Source organism: Rhizobium herbae, assembly GCF_017873135.1.
GTDB lineage: Bacteria > Pseudomonadota > Alphaproteobacteria > Rhizobiales > Rhizobiaceae > Pararhizobium > Pararhizobium herbae.
Map to the genome: position 1 here is coordinate 33,929 of NZ_JAGGJV010000006.1, position 18,039 is coordinate 51,967.

The 18,039-nt window shown below is 61.6% G+C and carries 8 protein-coding genes; all 8 read right to left on the minus strand.

Features of this window, described 5'->3' with window-relative positions; genetic code table 11:
• Positions 1 to 52: 52 nt before the first annotated feature.
• The 8 genes from J2Z75_RS16780 to ssuD all read right to left on the minus strand — a co-directional run bounded on the left by J2Z75_RS16780 (position 53) and on the right by ssuD (position 17,937).
• Complete coding sequence (locus J2Z75_RS16780; protein ID WP_209853926.1) at positions 53 to 2,227, minus strand: cellulose synthase; 2,175 nt, start codon at positions 2,225 to 2,227, stop codon at positions 53 to 55.
• The gene (locus J2Z75_RS16785; RefSeq protein WP_209853927.1) at positions 2,224 to 3,276 is read right to left on the minus strand and encodes a glycosyl hydrolase family 8; all 1,053 of its coding nucleotides are present in this window, start codon (positions 3,274 to 3,276) and stop codon (positions 2,224 to 2,226) included. Before J2Z75_RS16785 ends, J2Z75_RS16780 begins: the two co-directional genes overlap by 4 nt.
• Positions 3,273 to 5,606: a cellulose biosynthesis cyclic di-GMP-binding regulatory protein BcsB gene (locus tag J2Z75_RS16790; protein WP_407692778.1), complete on the minus strand. Its 2,334-nt coding sequence runs from the start codon at positions 5,604 to 5,606 to the stop codon at positions 3,273 to 3,275. Before J2Z75_RS16790 ends, J2Z75_RS16785 begins: the two co-directional genes overlap by 4 nt.
• On the minus strand, positions 5,606 to 7,792 hold the full coding sequence (gene bcsA, locus J2Z75_RS16795; protein ID WP_209853929.1) for a UDP-forming cellulose synthase catalytic subunit: 2,187 nt from the start codon (positions 7,790 to 7,792) through the stop codon (positions 5,606 to 5,608). The genes J2Z75_RS16790 and bcsA overlap by 1 nt, the downstream gene beginning before the upstream one ends.
• Before the next feature lie 109 nt (positions 7,793 to 7,901).
• A complete protein-coding gene (gene bcsN / locus J2Z75_RS16800) occupies positions 7,902 to 8,828 on the minus strand; it encodes a cellulose biosynthesis protein BcsN (RefSeq protein WP_234937392.1) in 927 nt (308 codons plus the stop codon).
• A gap of 189 nt (positions 8,829 to 9,017) precedes the next feature.
• Positions 9,018 to 11,102: a penicillin-binding protein 1C gene (gene pbpC / locus J2Z75_RS16805; RefSeq protein ID WP_209853931.1), complete on the minus strand. Its 2,085-nt coding sequence runs from the start codon at positions 11,100 to 11,102 to the stop codon at positions 9,018 to 9,020.
• Complete coding sequence (locus tag J2Z75_RS16810) at positions 11,102 to 16,555, minus strand: alpha-2-macroglobulin family protein (RefSeq protein WP_209853932.1); 5,454 nt, start codon at positions 16,553 to 16,555, stop codon at positions 11,102 to 11,104. Before J2Z75_RS16810 ends, pbpC begins: the two co-directional genes overlap by 1 nt.
• A 212-nt stretch (positions 16,556 to 16,767) precedes the next feature.
• A complete protein-coding gene (ssuD, locus tag J2Z75_RS16815; protein WP_209853933.1) occupies positions 16,768 to 17,937 on the minus strand; it encodes an FMNH2-dependent alkanesulfonate monooxygenase in 1,170 nt (389 codons plus the stop codon).
• Between the last annotated feature and the right edge of the window lie 102 nt (positions 17,938 to 18,039).

Below are 18,039 nucleotides of genomic sequence, written 5' to 3' on the forward strand. Positions count from 1 at the left end.
CACTCCGCTCCCGATTGCAAAACCGGAAAGCCGGGGGAGCCCTTGGTCCCGGTCAATCCTTGTCGTTGAATATCTGGTAGAGAATGCCAAGTCCACGCTGGCCGTCGCGATTGCCGATGGAAGCGAGCGCCTCGAAAACCCGTCGCGCGTCGGCATAGCGTTTCAGCCTGAGATAGGCATAGCCCCGCAAGGACAAGAGATCCGTTCGTTCGGGCCCAAGCTGTTTCAACTGGTCAAGTACCAGCAAGGCTTCCCGGGACCGGCCGGCGTCGAAGGCTGCGACGGCCTTGTCGGCCAGAATGGCCTGTTGCAGTTCGAATGCACGCTTGCGGTTCTGCGGCGCCTTGATGGCGGAGACGGCCGCCTTGCTTGCAAGGCCGGCGCGGAGATAGGCAAGGCTCTGGCCATAGGCTGAGTCCTCGCGTGTTTTCGCAGACGATCCGAGCATGCCGACCTCGAAGGCGGCAGCTGCTTCCATTGGCCTGTTCAATTCCATCAGGCACCAGCCGCGTGTCAGCGCGGCCTCCGGCGCCAGGGTTTGCGGATTGACCGTGGATTTGCAGCCGCGGCTGACCGTGACGGTTCTACGCGGTCGTGTGACGACGACCTCGGTTGCCTGGTCGTAGCCGGCTTCTTCGGTGACTGCTGCCGTTCGGGGTTGGCGTCTGGCGACAACCGTTTCCTTGGGAAGCGGCAACCGCTTTTCCGTGGTCTTCGGCGCTTCTTCCACCTCCCCGACCCTGGCGATGCGTTCCGACCGGCCAGCCCAAAGCCTTTGGATTTCGGCAAGGCCTTTCATGTCTTCCAGTTGCAGATACGTCACGGCCAGACCGTAGGCAGAAGGCTCGTCGTCAAGCTTCCAGCCGAGCGCGGTCTTGAACCATTGCAGGGCCGTCTGCGGCTGGTTCAGGGCGCGGGCGTACCAGCCGAATTGCTGGGCAGTGACCGCGTCGCGTGATTTTATCACCTCGGCGGCAATCCGCTTCAGCACCTCGGCCGTGATGGAGACCGGTGGATCAAGCGCGAGCAGGTTCGCCGTGGCTGCAAGATAGACCGCTTTGGCATCCTTGGAATCGTCGCGCCAGCGATACATCGTGTCTTCGGCCGCGAGCTGATCGTTGCGGTCGATCAGCGCGAGCGCCAGCCCTTGCGATGCAGAGGCGGTGTCTTCCTTGTCGTGGGCTTTGCGGAACCATTTTTCCGCCGCCTCCATGTCACCACGCGGCAGGTAGTACCAACCGAGAAGCAGGGCGTCCGAGGCAAGTCCACCGGTCTCGGCCAGCCGTTCCAAGCGCGAGATATATTGGGGCGGGACGACGATCTTTCCGTCGCCGTTCGCCTCCGCGATAAACCGGCGGGCGAGATCGTCGCGGATACTGTCGAATTCCATCGTGCCGTCAGGCGCCGTTTTCTCCTTGGACAGCAGATCCTCGATGCTCTTGGCGGGGAGAATGGCGGCAGCCTTCTGGATGGTGGCAAGGCGCTCGGCGGCATTCTGGCAATTGTTCAGAATATAGGTATAGGCGTCCGTCGCTCGCTGGGCCTTGTCTGTGCGGAAGAAAGCTTCGGCCACGCGCCACAACACGTCGACTTCGCTGCAGGTGAGCAGGCTCGGCGTTTCCGATCCGATCCGCACGACGGTTTCATACTGCTTCAGATCCGAGGCGTTGATCAGGCGCGTGCGGGCTTCAGCGACGGTCAGACGATCGATCAGGTCTGCGGGCGGTTTCCAGGCGGGCTCCGATGCCTGCCGTTCGGCAATGGCCTTGTGGACCTCGGCATAACGCGCCTGCGAATAGAGCTGCCACATGGTTTCCAGCTGCTTGTCTTCGTTCTGAGGAACGGCCAGCGGATCCTTCGGCGGAACCCAATCCGGATAAAGCGCTTTCAGGCGGGAGATTTCCGCCTGCAACCTTGCCGTATCGCCACGGCTGGCAAAATAGCGCAATGCACTTTCATCGACCACGGACGCCGTTGCGGCGGTGACGACGGTATCGATCACGGGCTGGGCCGGACGCTTGATTTCCTGAAATACCGGCGCCTTTTCGCTATCGGTGCGCAGGGCCGGTTGCTGTTGAGCCAGCTGCGAAGACAGTGGGGTACGCTCTTCCTCGCTCGAAGGCGAGAAAGTCTGCATCGCATGCTTCACATAGTCGGGCTTCTTCATCCCGACGATGCTGACGGTCGCGATGATCGCTACTGATAAAGCGATGAACGACGACTTCATAAGCACTCCGGCTGCTTCGCAGCGACAAAAGATAACCCCAGCAAGTGGAGCGTCGAAGGGTAGTATCGTGTCGGCGTGAACAGTTTCACATCTGCCGGCAGAGGGGTCTTGTCCATCACACAGGCCAGAATATGGTTAACAATTCGATAACCCGGATCCGAGAGGTTGTCCTTCGTTGTGCCGGACAATATATCTATGGTTGTCACTGTTCCGGTTGCACCCGACGTTGCCCGCATCAATCTGGCCAGAAATTCTCGGTCCGTCACCTCTCCACGGACGAGATACAGTGGGATTCGCAGCGCGTTGTAGCCGAATTCGGCGGGAAAGCCGGCCGCGGGTCCGGGTGGTGATGTCAACGATACCCAATCCGATGGCAGCTGCCTGGGGCCGAAGCGAAGGTCCCGGATAATCACGATACCATCATCGCGAAGCTTCGCCCAATCCGGCGACGGCGCCAGTCTATCGAGTACCGGAAAGGCTTCGAATATCCAGTAGGACGGATTGATGACCGGACCGTCCTGCCTGTCCGCGGCGGAAAATCCGGCTGCACCCGGCAGCAGCAGGGTACGGCCTGCGTGTTGAATGACGGTTTTTTCCAGGATCGCGCGGGCGATGTTCGATCCTGCCGCGATGTAGTCCTGTCGCCTCCACTGTTGTCCCGCGAGACCCAGTGCGTAGGCAATCAGGATATCCCCATCTGTCGCGTTGTTGATGTCGGTGACATGCGGTTTGGTGCCGGGGTTCCATTTCCAGGCGGCCAGCCCATCGTTGCGCAGCAACAATTCCGTCCGCGTGAAGGCCCAGATCAGTTCGAAATCCGCAGGGCTGCCGGCAAGGACCGAGAGAAGCAGCCCATAACCCTGCCCTTCGCTGTGGCTGATATTGCCGTTGGCATCATCGATGATGCGGCCGCCTGGATCGAGAAATTTGTCCTTGTAGGCCTGCCAGGCCTCGGCGGCGATCAAGGGTTGCTGTGCAGCAGCCGGAGTATTTATCAGGCAGAAGCTGAAAATGCCTGCAAGGAGGGCCGCAAGCAGTTTCCCCGTCATCGCCGCCGCCCGAGATTGCCGAGCAGCGTGGCGGTCGCCAGGCCCAGTATGATGGCAAGGCCTGCCAGCAATACAGCATAGGACAGGATGTTGGTCGACAGCCAGTTGGCGGCGATGAGCCGATAGTTGGAAAATGACGCAGGCTGGGTCGGCATGAAATCGAAGGCGTTGACCGGCACGGCCTCAACCGTTTTGGTGCCGCGCTGGTAGGTCGTGATGCGGCCGGCAAGTTGCTCCCAATTTGATTGCGCGCTCAGAGCCTGCATGCCCTCATGCAGCCCCCTGCCCGTCGGTGCGGCCACGACGGTCCATGTGCCGTTGCCATCGGGACTTGGTCCCTGCGCCACCAGCAGCGATGCCTCGTTCGACGGCGTGAAGCTGCTTTCGGACGTGGCTGCGAAACGCAGCGATGTCAACGTTATGTCGAAGTTCCGCTTCAACCAGGCCTCGAACGCGTTGATCTGTCCGCTCCACAGGCCGCCGCGCAGCTTTTGGCGCCATTCGTCGAGGGCGGCCTGCGTATCGACGCCTTCGGCCTGGCCACCGGGATCAGGCCCCCAGGTGTTGCGGCTTGTCTCCGCTATATTCATCTGGGTAAAGACCATTTGCGGCATCTGAGAGAGGGAGCCGATGAAGATCGCGCTTCTGTTGCCAATCAATGCCGGAGACGCAACCGTCTCGACTGCAATCGGATGCCCCGCGCCAACGGCCAGTCGCCCGAGGAATGTTGCGGCAGCAGAAAGCGTATCGGCGTCGATGCGATCCATGAAGAGCGGAATGGCCTCCAGGATCCTGCCGTAAGGAGCGCCTGTGCCGGCCGTTGCCGCCAGATTGGGCAGCTGGCCGATGCGGGCGAAGTCCGGCATGTGGAATTCGGACGTATCGAAAAGAGCAAACCGCGGCGTTTCCGCGCCGGTCGCCCCGGGTGCGCACACTGTGTCGTCCTCGGTCTTAAGGATGGCCTCAATGGCAATCGTGTTCACACCCGGACGGAAATGCCGCATCGTCACGTTGATTGGCAGATGGCGGAGGATGCCGCCGCCGGAGGAGGTAATCGGAACCGTGGAAGCAATGCTTCCGTTGACGTAGATATCGATATGGCTGCCGGGCAGAATGTTTGGGGAATAGGCAGCATCGAGAAGGATGACGGCTTCTCCGTAAGCGGCTGCATAGAAGTCGGAGGGAACGCCGATTGCGAAATCCGTGCGGAACCGCCTGCCGGAAAATTGCTCCGTGTTGAGGCCGAGCTGGGAGAAGCGAAGCCGGGTGTCGGAAAAAAGGAACGGTGCGTCGGGAGCGCGCCACCGTTGCGTCGTGATCACGTCGCGACGGACCGGAGCCACGACGTCGGTTGGTGCGACGATGCTTTCGATGGCCGTGCGGATTGCCTGCCATGTCGGGCCGGTAAGAACGAGTACAGGCGTACCGGTCTTCGGATCTTCGACAAATCCGGCAACCGGCGCGGAGCCGGCGCCGGTCGGCAGGGACGGAAGATAGGGCTGCAGCTCGGCGGGCGTGCCGACCAGGACTGTCATTTCGCCGGGCCGTGATGCGATCATGTGATCCGTATCGAACGAGAAGGACTGGTTGGGCATGTCGGCGAGGACGGCCAGACCCTGCGCAAGGCGCATCAGCGATATCGTGGTGCCGGGCTGCTCCAGCGCGGGGACGACGAAATTGAACCGGGTAAGGCCGCTTTCGTTGACGCCGATCGCCCTGATATCGTCAAGGCTTTGAAAAACCTGTGCCGCATTGTCGGCAAAGCTCAGATAGGTCTTTTCCGCGTCGATGTTCGACCAGAGTTCGTATGTCGATTGAATGGAGCAATCCGTACGGTGACGCTGGCTTGAGCGCAGCCTGATCAGGTTCGACCCCGGCTTCAGCAGGCCTTTCGGAATATCGAGGCTCAGTTCCGAGACGGATTCGGGCGAACGGATAGGCTGATCCGAGATATTCGTGTTGTTGACCTCTACCGAAAGGCGGGAGGCTTCAGGTGCGACGAAAATCGAATTCTGGTAGCCGAGATTGAGTCTTGCCCCGCTGGCTGCCTGCCGTGGGGTCAGGTAGACCGACCAGGTGCGGTCTTCGAACTCGCCGGTCAGCCCCAGATTGCCGTTGGGAAGAATATATCGCTGGAAGGCTTCGGTTTCCGCCGGTTCGACAACAGGCGTAACGGCCGGCGCAGGCTGAACCGTGCCATTTCCCCCCTGCCCTTCCGTCGGGGAAGTCAGTGCCGGACGTTCCGGCGTCATGTCGAACGGCAGCGTTTGAGCATGAAGCAAGGTGTTCGACAATGCAGCGAAGGTCAGAGCGAGAAGCAGATGCCGCATCATTTTTTCGCCCCTGCGGATTTCCGCGCCTTGTCGCCCGCTCCTCGGTTGCTGAAGAAATAGGCCAGGCCCCGGCTTGTCTGGTAAAAGGCAAGCCCGAAGAACCAGAGAGTGCCTCGAAAGAGACCGGGGTTGCCCCGGCGCGACAGCTGGAATTCGGTCCATTGCTGCGAATTCGCGAAGATCAGATCGGCGACGAGGCTGTGATGGCGGGCAGCTTCCGGCAGATATTGACAGCCGATCGTAACAATATCTCCATCGACCTGCGTGTTCCGGACGGCGACCGGAAGGATCTCCTCGATGTCGCTGCCATGGGGCTTGAACCGGATCAGGCCACGCGTGTCGACGGCCAGCAATCCGATTGACTTCGCATAGACGTTAATCCGGGCGCCATGGACAGAGACGTCATCAATGGTTGCCGGATACCAGTTATCGTCGAGCCCAAACTCGCACCGGCGCGTGACCTTGACCCGCCGTGTCGCCGATTTCTCGCCTCGTTCGGAAACAACGCCGAGCGCGCAGCCGGCGAGGATGAGGTTGAGAAGGTTCCAGCCGCCGACCACCAGGGTGACGTCGGCCTTGTAGGGCTCGGTATAGACGCGATAGGCGGTGACGAGCAGGGCGAAAAGCAGAACGGCGAATATGATGAAGAACGGCCGGCTGATTTCCGACAGGCGGCTGACCAGAACGGATTCGTCTTTCGCCGTCACCTTGAAGCTCGGTTTTCTCGGATTGACGATTGCCGAAACGACGGCGGGCAGAAGATGGACCGTCTGGACATATTCGTAGAGTTCCGAAATCCACGGCCAGCGGAACGAACCGTAGAGGTAGTTCTGCATCATCAGGTTCACGAGCATGTAGGCGAGCGTGTAGCCAAGGAACTCGCCGCCGGACGCGGTGAAGATTTCCAGATCGAAGAACAGATAGCAGAGCGGCGCGAAGAGGAAGATGGTGCGCGGGAACGGAAAGAGCCAGAACAGCGTCGATGACATATAGCAAAGGCGCTGCGGGATCGACAGGCCACGCTTCAGGAGCGGGAACTTGAATCGCAGGATCTGCATCATGCCCTGCGCCCAGCGGCTGCGCTGGCCGATGAAGCTGGCAAAGGTCGCCGGCTGCAATCCGGCAATCAGCGGCCGATCGACATAGACGCTGTTCCAGCCGCTGGCATGAAGATCGATCGCGGTTTCGCAGTCTTCGGTGATGCTGACGCCACTGAAGCCGCCGGTCTGGTCGAGCGCCTGCCGCCGCAGTACGGCCGCCGAGCCGCAGAAGAACGAGGCATTCCATTTGTCGAGGCCGCGCTGGATGATGCCGTAGAACATCTCGTTCTCGCTCGGCATCTTCTCGAAAGTGCGCAGATTGCGCTCGACCGGATCGGGATTGAGAAAGAAATGCGGCGTCTGGACGAGGAACAGTCTCGGATCGTCTTCGAAATAACCGACAGTCTCCAGCAGGAAGTCCCGGGCAGGCGCGTGATCGGCGTCAAAGACCGCGATCAGTTCGCCCTGCGAATGCTTCATGCCGTTGTTGAGATTGCCCGCCTTGGCATGTTCGTTGCGATCGCGCGTCAGATAGCGCACCCCGAGATCCTCGCTGAGGATCTGCAGTTCCTGATGCCGGGCCTTCGCCATCTGGTCTTCGAGAAGGTTCGCCGAAGTCCGCTTTTGCAACGTGCCGCCGTCGTCGAGAAGCCAGACGGTAAGCTTGTCTGCCGGGTAGTCCATGGCTTTGGCTGCAGCCAGAGTGTTGGCGAGGAGGTGGGAGTCTTCATTGTAGGTTGGCACGAAGACGTCGACGCTCGGATATTTGCCCGGCGATGCTGCGCGCGATGGGCGTGACGGCAGCGGCATTGAAACGACGAACAGGCTCAGCGCCAGCATCATGACGCTGTACATTTCTGCCAGATAGAGCAGGAAGCCGGGAATGAAGTTTTCAAGCTGGTTCAGCGGCGGCAGCGTGCTGGTCGTGCGCCAGTAGACATAGCGCATGACGATCGCGGTGCCGAAGGCAAGGGCGGTCAGGCGCCATGTTCCTTCTGCCCGAAGAATCTTGAGCACGGCCATGAAGGTGACGACGGCGATGCTGGCGATCAACTGTGTTTGCAGGTTGATCGGCAATGTGACCAGCGCAATGACGCAGAGGGAGGCAATTGCCCAGAAAAGGATAATACCGGCCTTGCGCATGGTGGCTGCCTTTCAGGAGGCCGGCCGATGGCGGGTCATTTGCCAACGGAAGCCCTCAAAACGCCATGGTCAACACAAACTGCGATCGGCAATTCGAATCATGCCGAGGTTATTTGCAGTGTCCGGGCCCCTCCGACTGTTTCATACAGTCCGGCGAAGGGACAACGACAGCGTCTATATCCGCGTTTGTTGGTAAAGGAATGGTTTCTTTCGACGCAGCTTGTTTGATCGGCTCGACCTTTTCGGCGGGGAGAACGGCTTGCCTTTGCCGCGAAACAGCTCGGGGCCGAACGACCTCCATCGCCGGCGGGGCATCGTCTCTCAGGTCGTTGCTCTTGGGGTAGATCGGGTTTCCGGTCCGGCCGAGCGTTGGCTCAACGCTCGGCGGTTCGCCGTAAGGGTTCCAGCCGGCGGCATTGAATGCGCCCCGGATCGTGTATCCGTACATCGTGCCCAGCAACTTCTCTTCGCTCGCATCCTCTTCACAGAGACGCAGGCGGACCTGGATCGTGCCTCTGTTCTGGAAGACCGTTCTTGCCTCCTCGGGCGAACGAACCTGCTGCCACGCATAGAGGCACGCATCGTTTCCGCGGCCGTGGCCGTAGGCGTAGCTGAAGGGCCCGTAGTTGTTTTGCAGATACAGAGGTGACTGCCTGAGTGCGATGCCCGGAAACTCGCGGCGCATTTCCTTGGCGATGTCGCTGGCTCGAATGGAGGAATAGGCGAGCGATTTTTGCCCATCGAGCTGCGACCCGACCGGCCCGAACAATTGCACGCGCAGGACATTCTGGCCGGGTGTGGATGCGGATGTGAACAGGAATATATCCTGCTGGGTCGCGTTGCTGAAACGGCGTTCGACGATGTTGACGATTGCAGGCCCGCCGGGTGCCGGCAGGGCGAGCGCGGTTTCATCCGGAACGGTGGTTGCCGTATCGGACAGCCGCACGCCCTCGCGGCCAGCGCAACCCGCTAGGCCAAGCGATAGAATGATGCCGGCGAGCGAATATTGGAGCGTTGAGAGGCTCGGAAAAGGCAAATGGCCGCGGTCTGTTCCTTCGAAGAAAGATCGTGGTGAAGCGAATTTTCGAATCAGGTTGGGCCAAGTCATCGCTCACTGATAAATCATGAGGTTGCTTTCGGGAATCCCCATTCATGAGGGGGCAGAATTGGGAGACGCCCAATCGGTTGGCCGTTGCACTCAGTATGATGACAACAAGAGGCGGCCTTAGTTGAGGAAGACCCGCACGCTTGCAGCCCGGCCGGCCGCGTCGATGACTGTCAATGTGGAATAGCCGGCACCATCGGGTATCCATTGATTGACGCGCCGGCGCGATGTCTCCGCCAGCGGTTTTCCATTGGCAAGCCAGCGGAACGGCGCCCGCCCCCCTTGCAACTTGAGGACAAGCGGCATGGGCGTGCCAGCGGTATCGACGCCCAATTCCACGCGGGCGCCTTCTGGTGGGTAGACGATCTGCGGAGCTGCCTCGCGGACAGTCGCCGAGACGAGACCGCTTGAGGTCAGCGAAAAACGCCGCTGGCTGATCGGCAATTGCGATTGGGCGATACGCACTGCGCCGGCCGGGGCACGCGGCAGCGGCGTGATGGCGATACCGGATTTGGCAAAGCCCTCGAACAGGATCGGCGCGGCGGTTCCGTAGCCGGTCAGGCCCGGTACCGCGCCGTTGTCCGGACGGCCGACCCAGACGCCGAGGACATAACGGCCATCGAAACCGACCGACCACGCGTCGCGGTAGCCGTAGCTCGTTCCGGTCTTGTAGGCGATGCCGCGCTGAACGGCGCCGGCCGGCGGCAGCACCCCCGAGAGGATGTCGGCGACCTGCCACGTGGCGACCGGGTCGAGAAGCGGCTCGCTCTCGATGGCGCCAGCTTGCCCCTGGATGCCGTCGCCCAGTCGTACCGGCTTGCCGCGATTGGCAAGCGCTGCGTAGAGCTGCACGAGGTCTTTCAGATTGACACCCAGTCCGCCGAGGCCAATTGCAAGGCCGGGTGCCTCGTTCTGCGGCAGGATCGGCCTGACGTCGGCGCGACGGAAGCGCATCATCAGTCGGCTCGGGCCAACGGAATCGAGCAGCCGGACGGCGGGAACGTTGAGCGACAGTTGCAGCGCCTGCCGGATGCTGACATCGCCCTGATAGGTCATGTCGAAATTGCGTGGGCGATAGCCGAAGAAATCCGCCGGCCGATCCTCGATGATGGTTTCCTGCGAGACCAGCCCCTCTTCGAAGGCGAGGCCGTAGATGAAGGGTTTCAGCGTCGAGCCCGGCGATCTTGCAATGCGGGTCATGTCGATCCAGCCGGAGCGGCTGGCATCGAAATAATCGGCGGAACCGAGTTCGCCGACGATCTCGCCGGTGCGCGCGTCGGCCATGACCATGGCAATCGACACTTTCGGGCCAAGCCGGGCAGCGGCTTCCTTGGCGACCGTTTCGAGACCCGTTTGGATGGAGCGTCGCAGCGTCGTCTGATGCTGGGTGACTTTAGGCTCTTTTCTCAGCGCCGCTTCTGCGAGATGGGCTGCAAGGGCCGGCAGTTGTAGGCGACGGTGAGGAACTGCAAAGGAAGCGGCGCGCTCCGCCTCCCCTTCCCCGATAACGGCCGAAACCGCCATGCGTTCGAGTACACGCTGGCGCGCAGTTTCCGCCGTTTTCAGGTGCCGATCGGGACGCCGTTTTTCCGGCAATTGAGGAAGAGCGACAAGCAAGGCTGCCTCGGCAACGCTCAAGCGCCGGGGCTCCTTGCCGAAATAGGCAAGACTTGCGGCGCGGATGCCCTCGAGATTGCCGCCATAGGGCGCGTGCGTCAGGTAGAGGTCGAGGATTTCTGCCTTGCTCAGGCGACGTTCGATCTGGATGGCGCGCGCAAGCTGGCGGAGTTTGGCCGTAAAGGAGCGGCCTTCGCGCGGCTCGATCAGGCGCGCCACCTGCATCGACAGTGTGGACGCGCCGGACACGATCCGGCCGTGGGTTGCGAACTGCCAGGCGGCGCGCATGAGAGCCCAGGGATCGACACCTTTATGCTCCCAGAAACGCTGGTCCTCATAGGCAATCAGCATGCGGACGAATTGCGGATCGACATCCGCAGCCGTCGTCTGCAACCGCCAGCGGCCCTCGGGTGTCGCGAAGGCGCGCAAAAGCTGCCCATCCGCATCGAGAACTTCGGCGGATACGGTGCGCGCCGTGTCCAGCGGCGGCGGATAGGCACGGTCGGCTGCGTCAAGGCCGAACATCGCGGCCACGCACAAAAGCGCGGAGCCCAGCAATGCGGCGCAGGATTTCCACCAGAGAGACATTATTCGACCGCCTGAACCTCCATGCGACCCACCGCGCTGCGCGCGGAGAATTGCGGCCGGTACATGTCCTCGACGCTTGCCGCCGGATGATCATAGGTGCCCGGCGTGACGGCGCGAACGACATAGGCGACCGTGATGGTGCGATTATCACCGGCCGACCGATCGAAAGCGGCGACGAAACGGTCGCTGCGGAACTCCGTATGCGCCGCCTCGACTTCGCCGATCCATTCGAAGTTCGACAGCTTGGCGCTATCGACCAGGGTCGGATTGTCGATTTCGAAACCGGCCGGCAGGAGGTCGGTGATCAGCACGCGCGACGGCCAACTGTTGCTCTCCGTGGCGTTGATGACGACCACATAGCGCTCGTTCTGCTTGGCCTCAGTGACATTGGCTTCCTCGCCGTCGAGCGTATAGTAGGTGCGCTGGATGCTGAAGCCGTTGCCGCCGGCGGGCAGCGGGAAAGCAGGTGCTGCGACGGTGGTCACCACGGCAGCCACCGGCTCGCTCGACCGGTTGGTGATCGTCACCGGCTGATCGAGGATTTCATCGCCGGTGAGACGAGCCGCGTAACCGCCGCTGCGCGCCGTTCCATTGATGTCGAGCTTCAGATCCTGATCTCCGCCCTGGATGGCGCGGGCGGCAAGCAGCGTCCACATCTGCTCCTGCGTGCTTGTGTAGGACTGTTTTTCCCATTCGCGGGCAACGATCTTGGCAAGCTGCGGGATGATCGTCGGGACGGGACGGCTTTCAGCGGCCAACGTCAGCACGGCGGCATCGTCGCGCAGGGCCGAGCCGTAGTCGGAACGGTCAAGACTGATATTGGTCGCCGTCGTCGTCATCTGCAGGGCATCTTCGAAAATGCTCTGGGAACGCTGCGCATCGCCGTAAAGGGCAAGTGCCGCGGCCAGATGACCCTTCGATAGCGGTGTCGGGAATTCGGAAAGCTTCGTGTCGGCATAGTAGCGCAGATCGCTGATCGCAGCCTTGCGGTTACGGGCCAGCACATAGAGCGCGTAGGCGATTTCGTTACCCTGGCTCTTCATGTCGATGTCGTAGCTCAGCGCATTCTGCAGGTTGTCGAGCGCCTGCACCATGGCCTGATCGGGCACCTGATACTTCTGTTCGCGAGCCCGGGTCAGGAAGTCCGTGACATAGGCGTCGAGCCAGAGATCGCCGGAGCCGGGGCTCCAGAGACCGAAGCTGCCTGTCGACGACTGATAGGACAGCACGCGGTAGATCGCTTCCTGCACGCGCTTCTGAACGTCGCCATCCTCCGGCAGGCCGGATTGCTTGGCGAGTTCGCTGAGATAGAGCAGCGGCAGCGCCCGGCTGGTCGTCTGCTCGGCGCAGCCATAGGGGTAGCGGTCGAGCGACGTCAGAAGGGCTGGAATGTCGAAGGCGGCGGAGCGTGTCACGCTGATGCTGACGGCCGAACCCTGCAGCATGCTTTCGGCCAGCAGTTCGCCATCCACCTTCAGGCTGGTATTCGGCTGGATGGTGATCGGGTGTCGTGTCGTCACCGGCAGGGCAGCGGGCCGCACCGGAACGGAAACGGATTGCTGCAGTGACAGGCCATCGGCGCTCGAAAGCTCGATCGAGATGGCGCCATCACCAGGATGAACGCCGGACAGCGGCAGGGTGAGGTCGAACTTACCACCCGGCTTGACGCTGAAGGTCTGCTCGGCTTCGGCAGCATCGATCACGACAGCGGAGCTGCTGGTGACCTTGAGATTGAGATCTCCTGCCGGACCGTCGGTATTGGCGATATCCAGCCGCAGTTCGGCCTTGTCTCCCGGCGCAAGGAATTGCGGCAGACTTGCCGTCACCACGACCGGATCGCGGATGATGACATCGGCGCTGGCATGGCCGACGCCGGTTTTCGACCAGGCGACCGCCATGACGCGGGCGGTGCCGTTGAACTGCGGGATATCGAAACTGACGATCGCCTTGCCGCCGGCATCGAGCTGGACCGGACCGGAGAAGAACGCCACCAGCTTTTCGGTCGGCGGATTGCCCTGAAGCGGCATCTGGCCGCCGTCGCCGCCGGTGCGCAGGCGTCCTGTCGCGCCGAGCGAGCCATCGATCAGGCGGCCGTAGAGGTCGCGGATTTCAAGGCCAAGCTGGCGTTGGCCGAAATACCAGCCATCCGGATCAGGCACTTCGTAGCGGGTCAGGTTGAGGATGCCGACATCGACGGCGGCGATCGTCACATAGGCTTCATCGCCAACCCCTGCCCCGGTGACCTCTACCGGAATATTCAGCGTTTGCCGCGGCAGCGTCTTTTCCGGCAGGTCGAGCTTGACGGAGAGCTTGCGGTCGGCCGGATCGACGGCCAGCCACTTGATGCCGATGGCCCGCATCGGCATGCGACTTTCCTGGGCATCGCCCGGACGATAGAGCGTTGCCGTAACATAGGCGCCGCCGCCAAAATCGGCGGTGACCGGAATATCGATCTCGCCACCTTCGGCAGAAATAGTCGCGGTTTTCGTTCCGATCAGCTTTTCCGAGCCGATCGTCACCAGAACTTCGCCGGCAAAACGCGGCGAGATACGCAGCTTGGCTGTGTCGCCGAGTGCGTAGTTTTCCTTGTCGAGCGCGACCTCCAGTCCGTCAGGCGTTTCCGTCGAGGTGGTCGTCACATACCAGCCGGAATCGAATTCCACGCTGGATGTCGGTCCATCGATATCGGACGTCTCGACTTCGAGCCTGTACCGGCCCCAGTCGGCCGAGAGCGAAATCTCGCCGCCATCCTTGGTGACGTCGAGCGTGCCGGTCGAGACCTGCTTGGTCGAAATTACCGGTTCGTATTTCCATGCGGTGCCGTCGCGGTACCACTGATAGTCCTGCTCGACACGCAGAAGCTTCCAGGTCAGGCCGGACTTGGCCTGCTTCTCGCCGCTCTGGTCGATGGCGATGACATGGAATTTGCCGACGGCGTTTTCTGCAAGGTCACCGGAAAATTCCGGCTTGATGCCGATCATCGCGCCTTCCGGCTTGACCGGCAGGACGAGCGACCGTTCGACAGCCCGACCGCCGGCTTCCTGGACGCGCACGGTGATGTTGGCATTGAGCAGTTGCGTGGTCGATGGGGTTTCGGTCAGATCGACATCGAAGGTTGCCTTGCCGTCCTCGTCGAGTGGTTCGAGACCTTCCAGCGTCGTGCGGCTGTCTTCCGTCGCTTCCTCGTCGGCGAGGCCGAAGAAGTAACCCTTGAAGTCGGCGCTTTCGCGGGTCGGCTTCAGGCCAACCTCGCCTTCGAGCTCCAGCCCCGCGGCCGGCGCTCCATAGAGGAAGCGGCCGTCGATGGTGACGGGCGTCGGTTTGCCGATCTCGATCTGCTTGACGGTGCTCGCCATATCGAACTCGACCCGGTCGGGCACGAAGTCATCGACCTGGAACTGCTTCTCGCTGATCGCCGTGCCCTTGGGGTCGGTGTAGATCTGTACGGTCCAGGTGCCGCGCATGGCGTTCGGCTGCAGGGGAAGATCGAGCGCATATCCGCCGGCCAGCCCGCCGTCACTGACGACGCGGCGGTCTTCGACACCATCGGGGCGCATGAAGACGAAAGTCAGCGGCAGTTTTTCGATTGCGACCGACGCGCTGTCGCGGGCAAGGGCCGAGACGTGCACGGTTTCGCCGGCACGATAGATGCCGCGCTCGGTCCAGGTCAGCACATCTATGGCACCCGGCGCTGCGCGCCCGGTGACGCCGCGATCCGAAAGGTCGAAACCGGCGCGGGTAAGATCGAGGAAAACGAAATCGTCGGCGCTGCTCTTTGCGGTGATGACAGCCGGTGCCATCGCCGCGGTGCCGCGCAGCAGGCCGGCGTCAAATGTCACGCGCCCATCGGCATCGGTGGTCGCGGAACCAAGGATTTCGTTGTTCTTGGCAAGCAGCGTCAATTCGATGCCGGCGAGTTGCTTGGCGCTGGCGAGCGAGCGGGCGAAGACCGAGAGTCCGTCCGTGCCGGAATAGGTGGACAGGCCGATATCCGAAATGACGAACCATTGCGTCGCCTGGCTGTCCCACTCGTTGCTCGCTCCCGTTGCCGAGACAGCGGTCAGCACATAGACGCCGGGCTTGCGCTGAGGCAGGGCCTCATCGACAGGAAAGCTGGTCACCACTTCCTTGTTGAGGTCCGTCGAAATATCGATCGATCCCCGCCAGACCATCTCGCCGTTTTCATCCTGGATGCGCTGGGCGCTGTAACCGTCGAGCTGCGTCAGGAACTGCGAGGTTGTCAGCAGCGAGGCGATGTTGCGGTCGCCGATACGGTAGAGCTTCAGGTTGGCGCTGGCGGTGTTGACCGAGACGATCGGAATGCCGCGCCGCGCCGTTCCCGGCAGGACGAAGCTGTCGCCGGTGAAGCGTACCATCGCCGCGCGATCCGGGATAAAGACGTCGAGATTGACGTTGGTTTCCAGCGGCTCATCGACGGATGACGGGAGGCCGGAACGGAAGGCAAGCTTATAGCGCTGGCCGTGGTTCAGGCCCTCGACGCAGATCTCGCTGCCCTTGGCTTCAAGCGCCTTGGGTGTGGCGCCATCGAGCAGGACGAACGGGGTGTAGTCGACGCCGGCCTTCACCAGCGGTTCGGAGAACTGCACGCAAACCCGCGGCGTGGCGCTGTCGGAATCGATCGTGTGTTCGGTGACGCGGAAGCCCTGCCGGGTTCTCAGATCCGTATAATCGGCGCGGACGGTTTTGGCTTCAACCAGTTCGAGGCTCGCCTTGAAAGCGCTCAACGCGGCGCGGAAATTTTCGGCGTTTTTAAGCGCCGTCGCCAGAACGGCCAAGGCATCGGCGCGTGACTGCGTGGTGCGGGTCAACTGGTACCCGTTGAGCGCGGCAAGTGCGGCCTGCGTGGCAAAATCGGTATTGCCATAGACCCGGTTGGCGGCCCGGGCCGCTTCGATCCACAGGGCGCCGTCATCCGGCGTGATCGACAGCGCGCCCTGGAAAGCTTTCAGCGCCGGTGCAACGTTGCCGGCTGCAAGTTCGCGATGGGCGGTGGCGAGAAGGCTATTGATCCCCTGCCCTTCCTGATCGCTTGTCAGCGCAAGATTATTCCTGGCGGTGCGGGCGTCCGCAACGAGTTGTTCGGTGATGAAGGACAGCGCCGGTGGCGCACCGATATCCGGCTCGTTCGATGCGGTGGCTTCGATGATCTTGCCAGCGACAGCGCCGTTGAACGTATTCAGCTTGTTATAGTCGGACTTGAGAAAGCACCACTTCACCTTCGGATTGTAGGTGAAGGCACGGCAGGAGGAATCGGCAACGCAGACCTTCGCGCAGTCGGCGAGGGAAACATTCTGTTCCGTCCGCAGATCGAAGCCGAAATAATCGCCGTCCTGCGTCGTGACGGCATGCCGGCCCGTTTCCGCCGCATGGAGCGCGGGTGAAAATGCAAGGGCACCGAGAATGATCGCTGAAATCCGCATAAACGCGCGCATAGACAAAAGTCCTCCCCAACGCTGCCGTTTTGACCAGTTTTACTCTTTAGCCTTGCCTTGAGTTTGTCAACCGAACACGGGCAGCGGCCGCTCTGTGACCACTGCCCTGGTTAACGGTTGAACGTTACGGTTTAATCGTTGCGTCGCAGATAAAACCGCCAAGCTGCCGTTTTTTCCAAAGGGAACCATCGGCGGCCTGAGCTTTGTGCCTGTCAGGATTGGGAGACCTTGAGCTTCGGCCGGTGATCTCCGGCGATCGTCTCGCCGAAGGGACCTGTGTTGGCGCTGGCGGCATGAGTCCTGACCGGGTGGTTGAGCGGCAGGTTGGGCAGCACGAGTTCACCGAACTTGTAGGCTTCTTCCAGATGCGGATAGCCGGAGAAGATAAAAGTATCGATACCGATCTGCCGATACTCGTCGATGCGCGCCTTGACCTGGTCGGGATCGCCGACCAATGCCGTGCCTGCTCCGCCGCGAACGAGGCCGACACCGGCCCACAGGTTCGGGCTGATTTCCAGCTTGTCCTTGCTGCCGCCATGCAGCTTGCTCATCCGGCTCTGGCCGACGGAATCCATTCGCGAGAAGACCTTTTGCGCTGCGGCGATCGTGTCCTCGTCGACATATTTGATCAGCTCATCGGCCGCCGTCCAGGCTTCCTTGGCCGTCTCGCGGACAATGACGTGGAGACGGATGCCGAAGGTGACCTCGCGGCCTTCCGCCGCCGCCAGGGCTCTCACCTCGGCGATCTTCTTCTCGACGTCTTCCGGCGGTTCGCCCCAGGTCAGGTATTTGTCAATCGTGCGGGCGGCAACCTGCTGGCCGACCCCGGACGAGCCGCCGAAATAGAGCGGCGGATGCGGATCCTGAAACGGCTTGAACAGGAGTTTTGCGTCCTCGATGTCGAAGTGCTTGGTCTTCGTCGTCACATCCTCGCCGCGCAGCACCGCCTTGTAGATGTTGATGAACTCCTCGGTGACCTCATAACGCTCCTCATGGGAGTAGTGGATGCCGTCGCCCTTGTTCTCGATCGGGTCGCCGCCGGTGACGACATTGATGAGGAGACGGCCGTTGGAGATCCGGTCGAGCGTCGCGGTCATACGGGCGGCCAACGTCGGGCTCAGCAACCCGGGACGAACGGCAACGAGGAAACGCAGCTTCTCGGTGAGCGGTGCCAGCGCGGAGGCGACAATCCAGCTGTCTTCGCAGCTGCGGCCCGTTGGGATCAGGACGCCGTAATAGCCAAGCGTGTCGGCAGCCTGGGCAACCTGCTTCAAGTAGTTGAGGTCGACATTGCGGCCGCCGATGGACGTGCCGAGATAGCGGCTGTCGCCATGGGTCGGCAGGAACCAGAGAACGTCGATCTTTTCCGGAACGGTGCTCATGGGGTGATTGTCTCCAGCGTGTACAAAATATGGAATGGTTCGGCCCCAGTCTTTCCGGGAATGGCCGCGACTGCAAAATAATTATATCTATAAATTTAATCG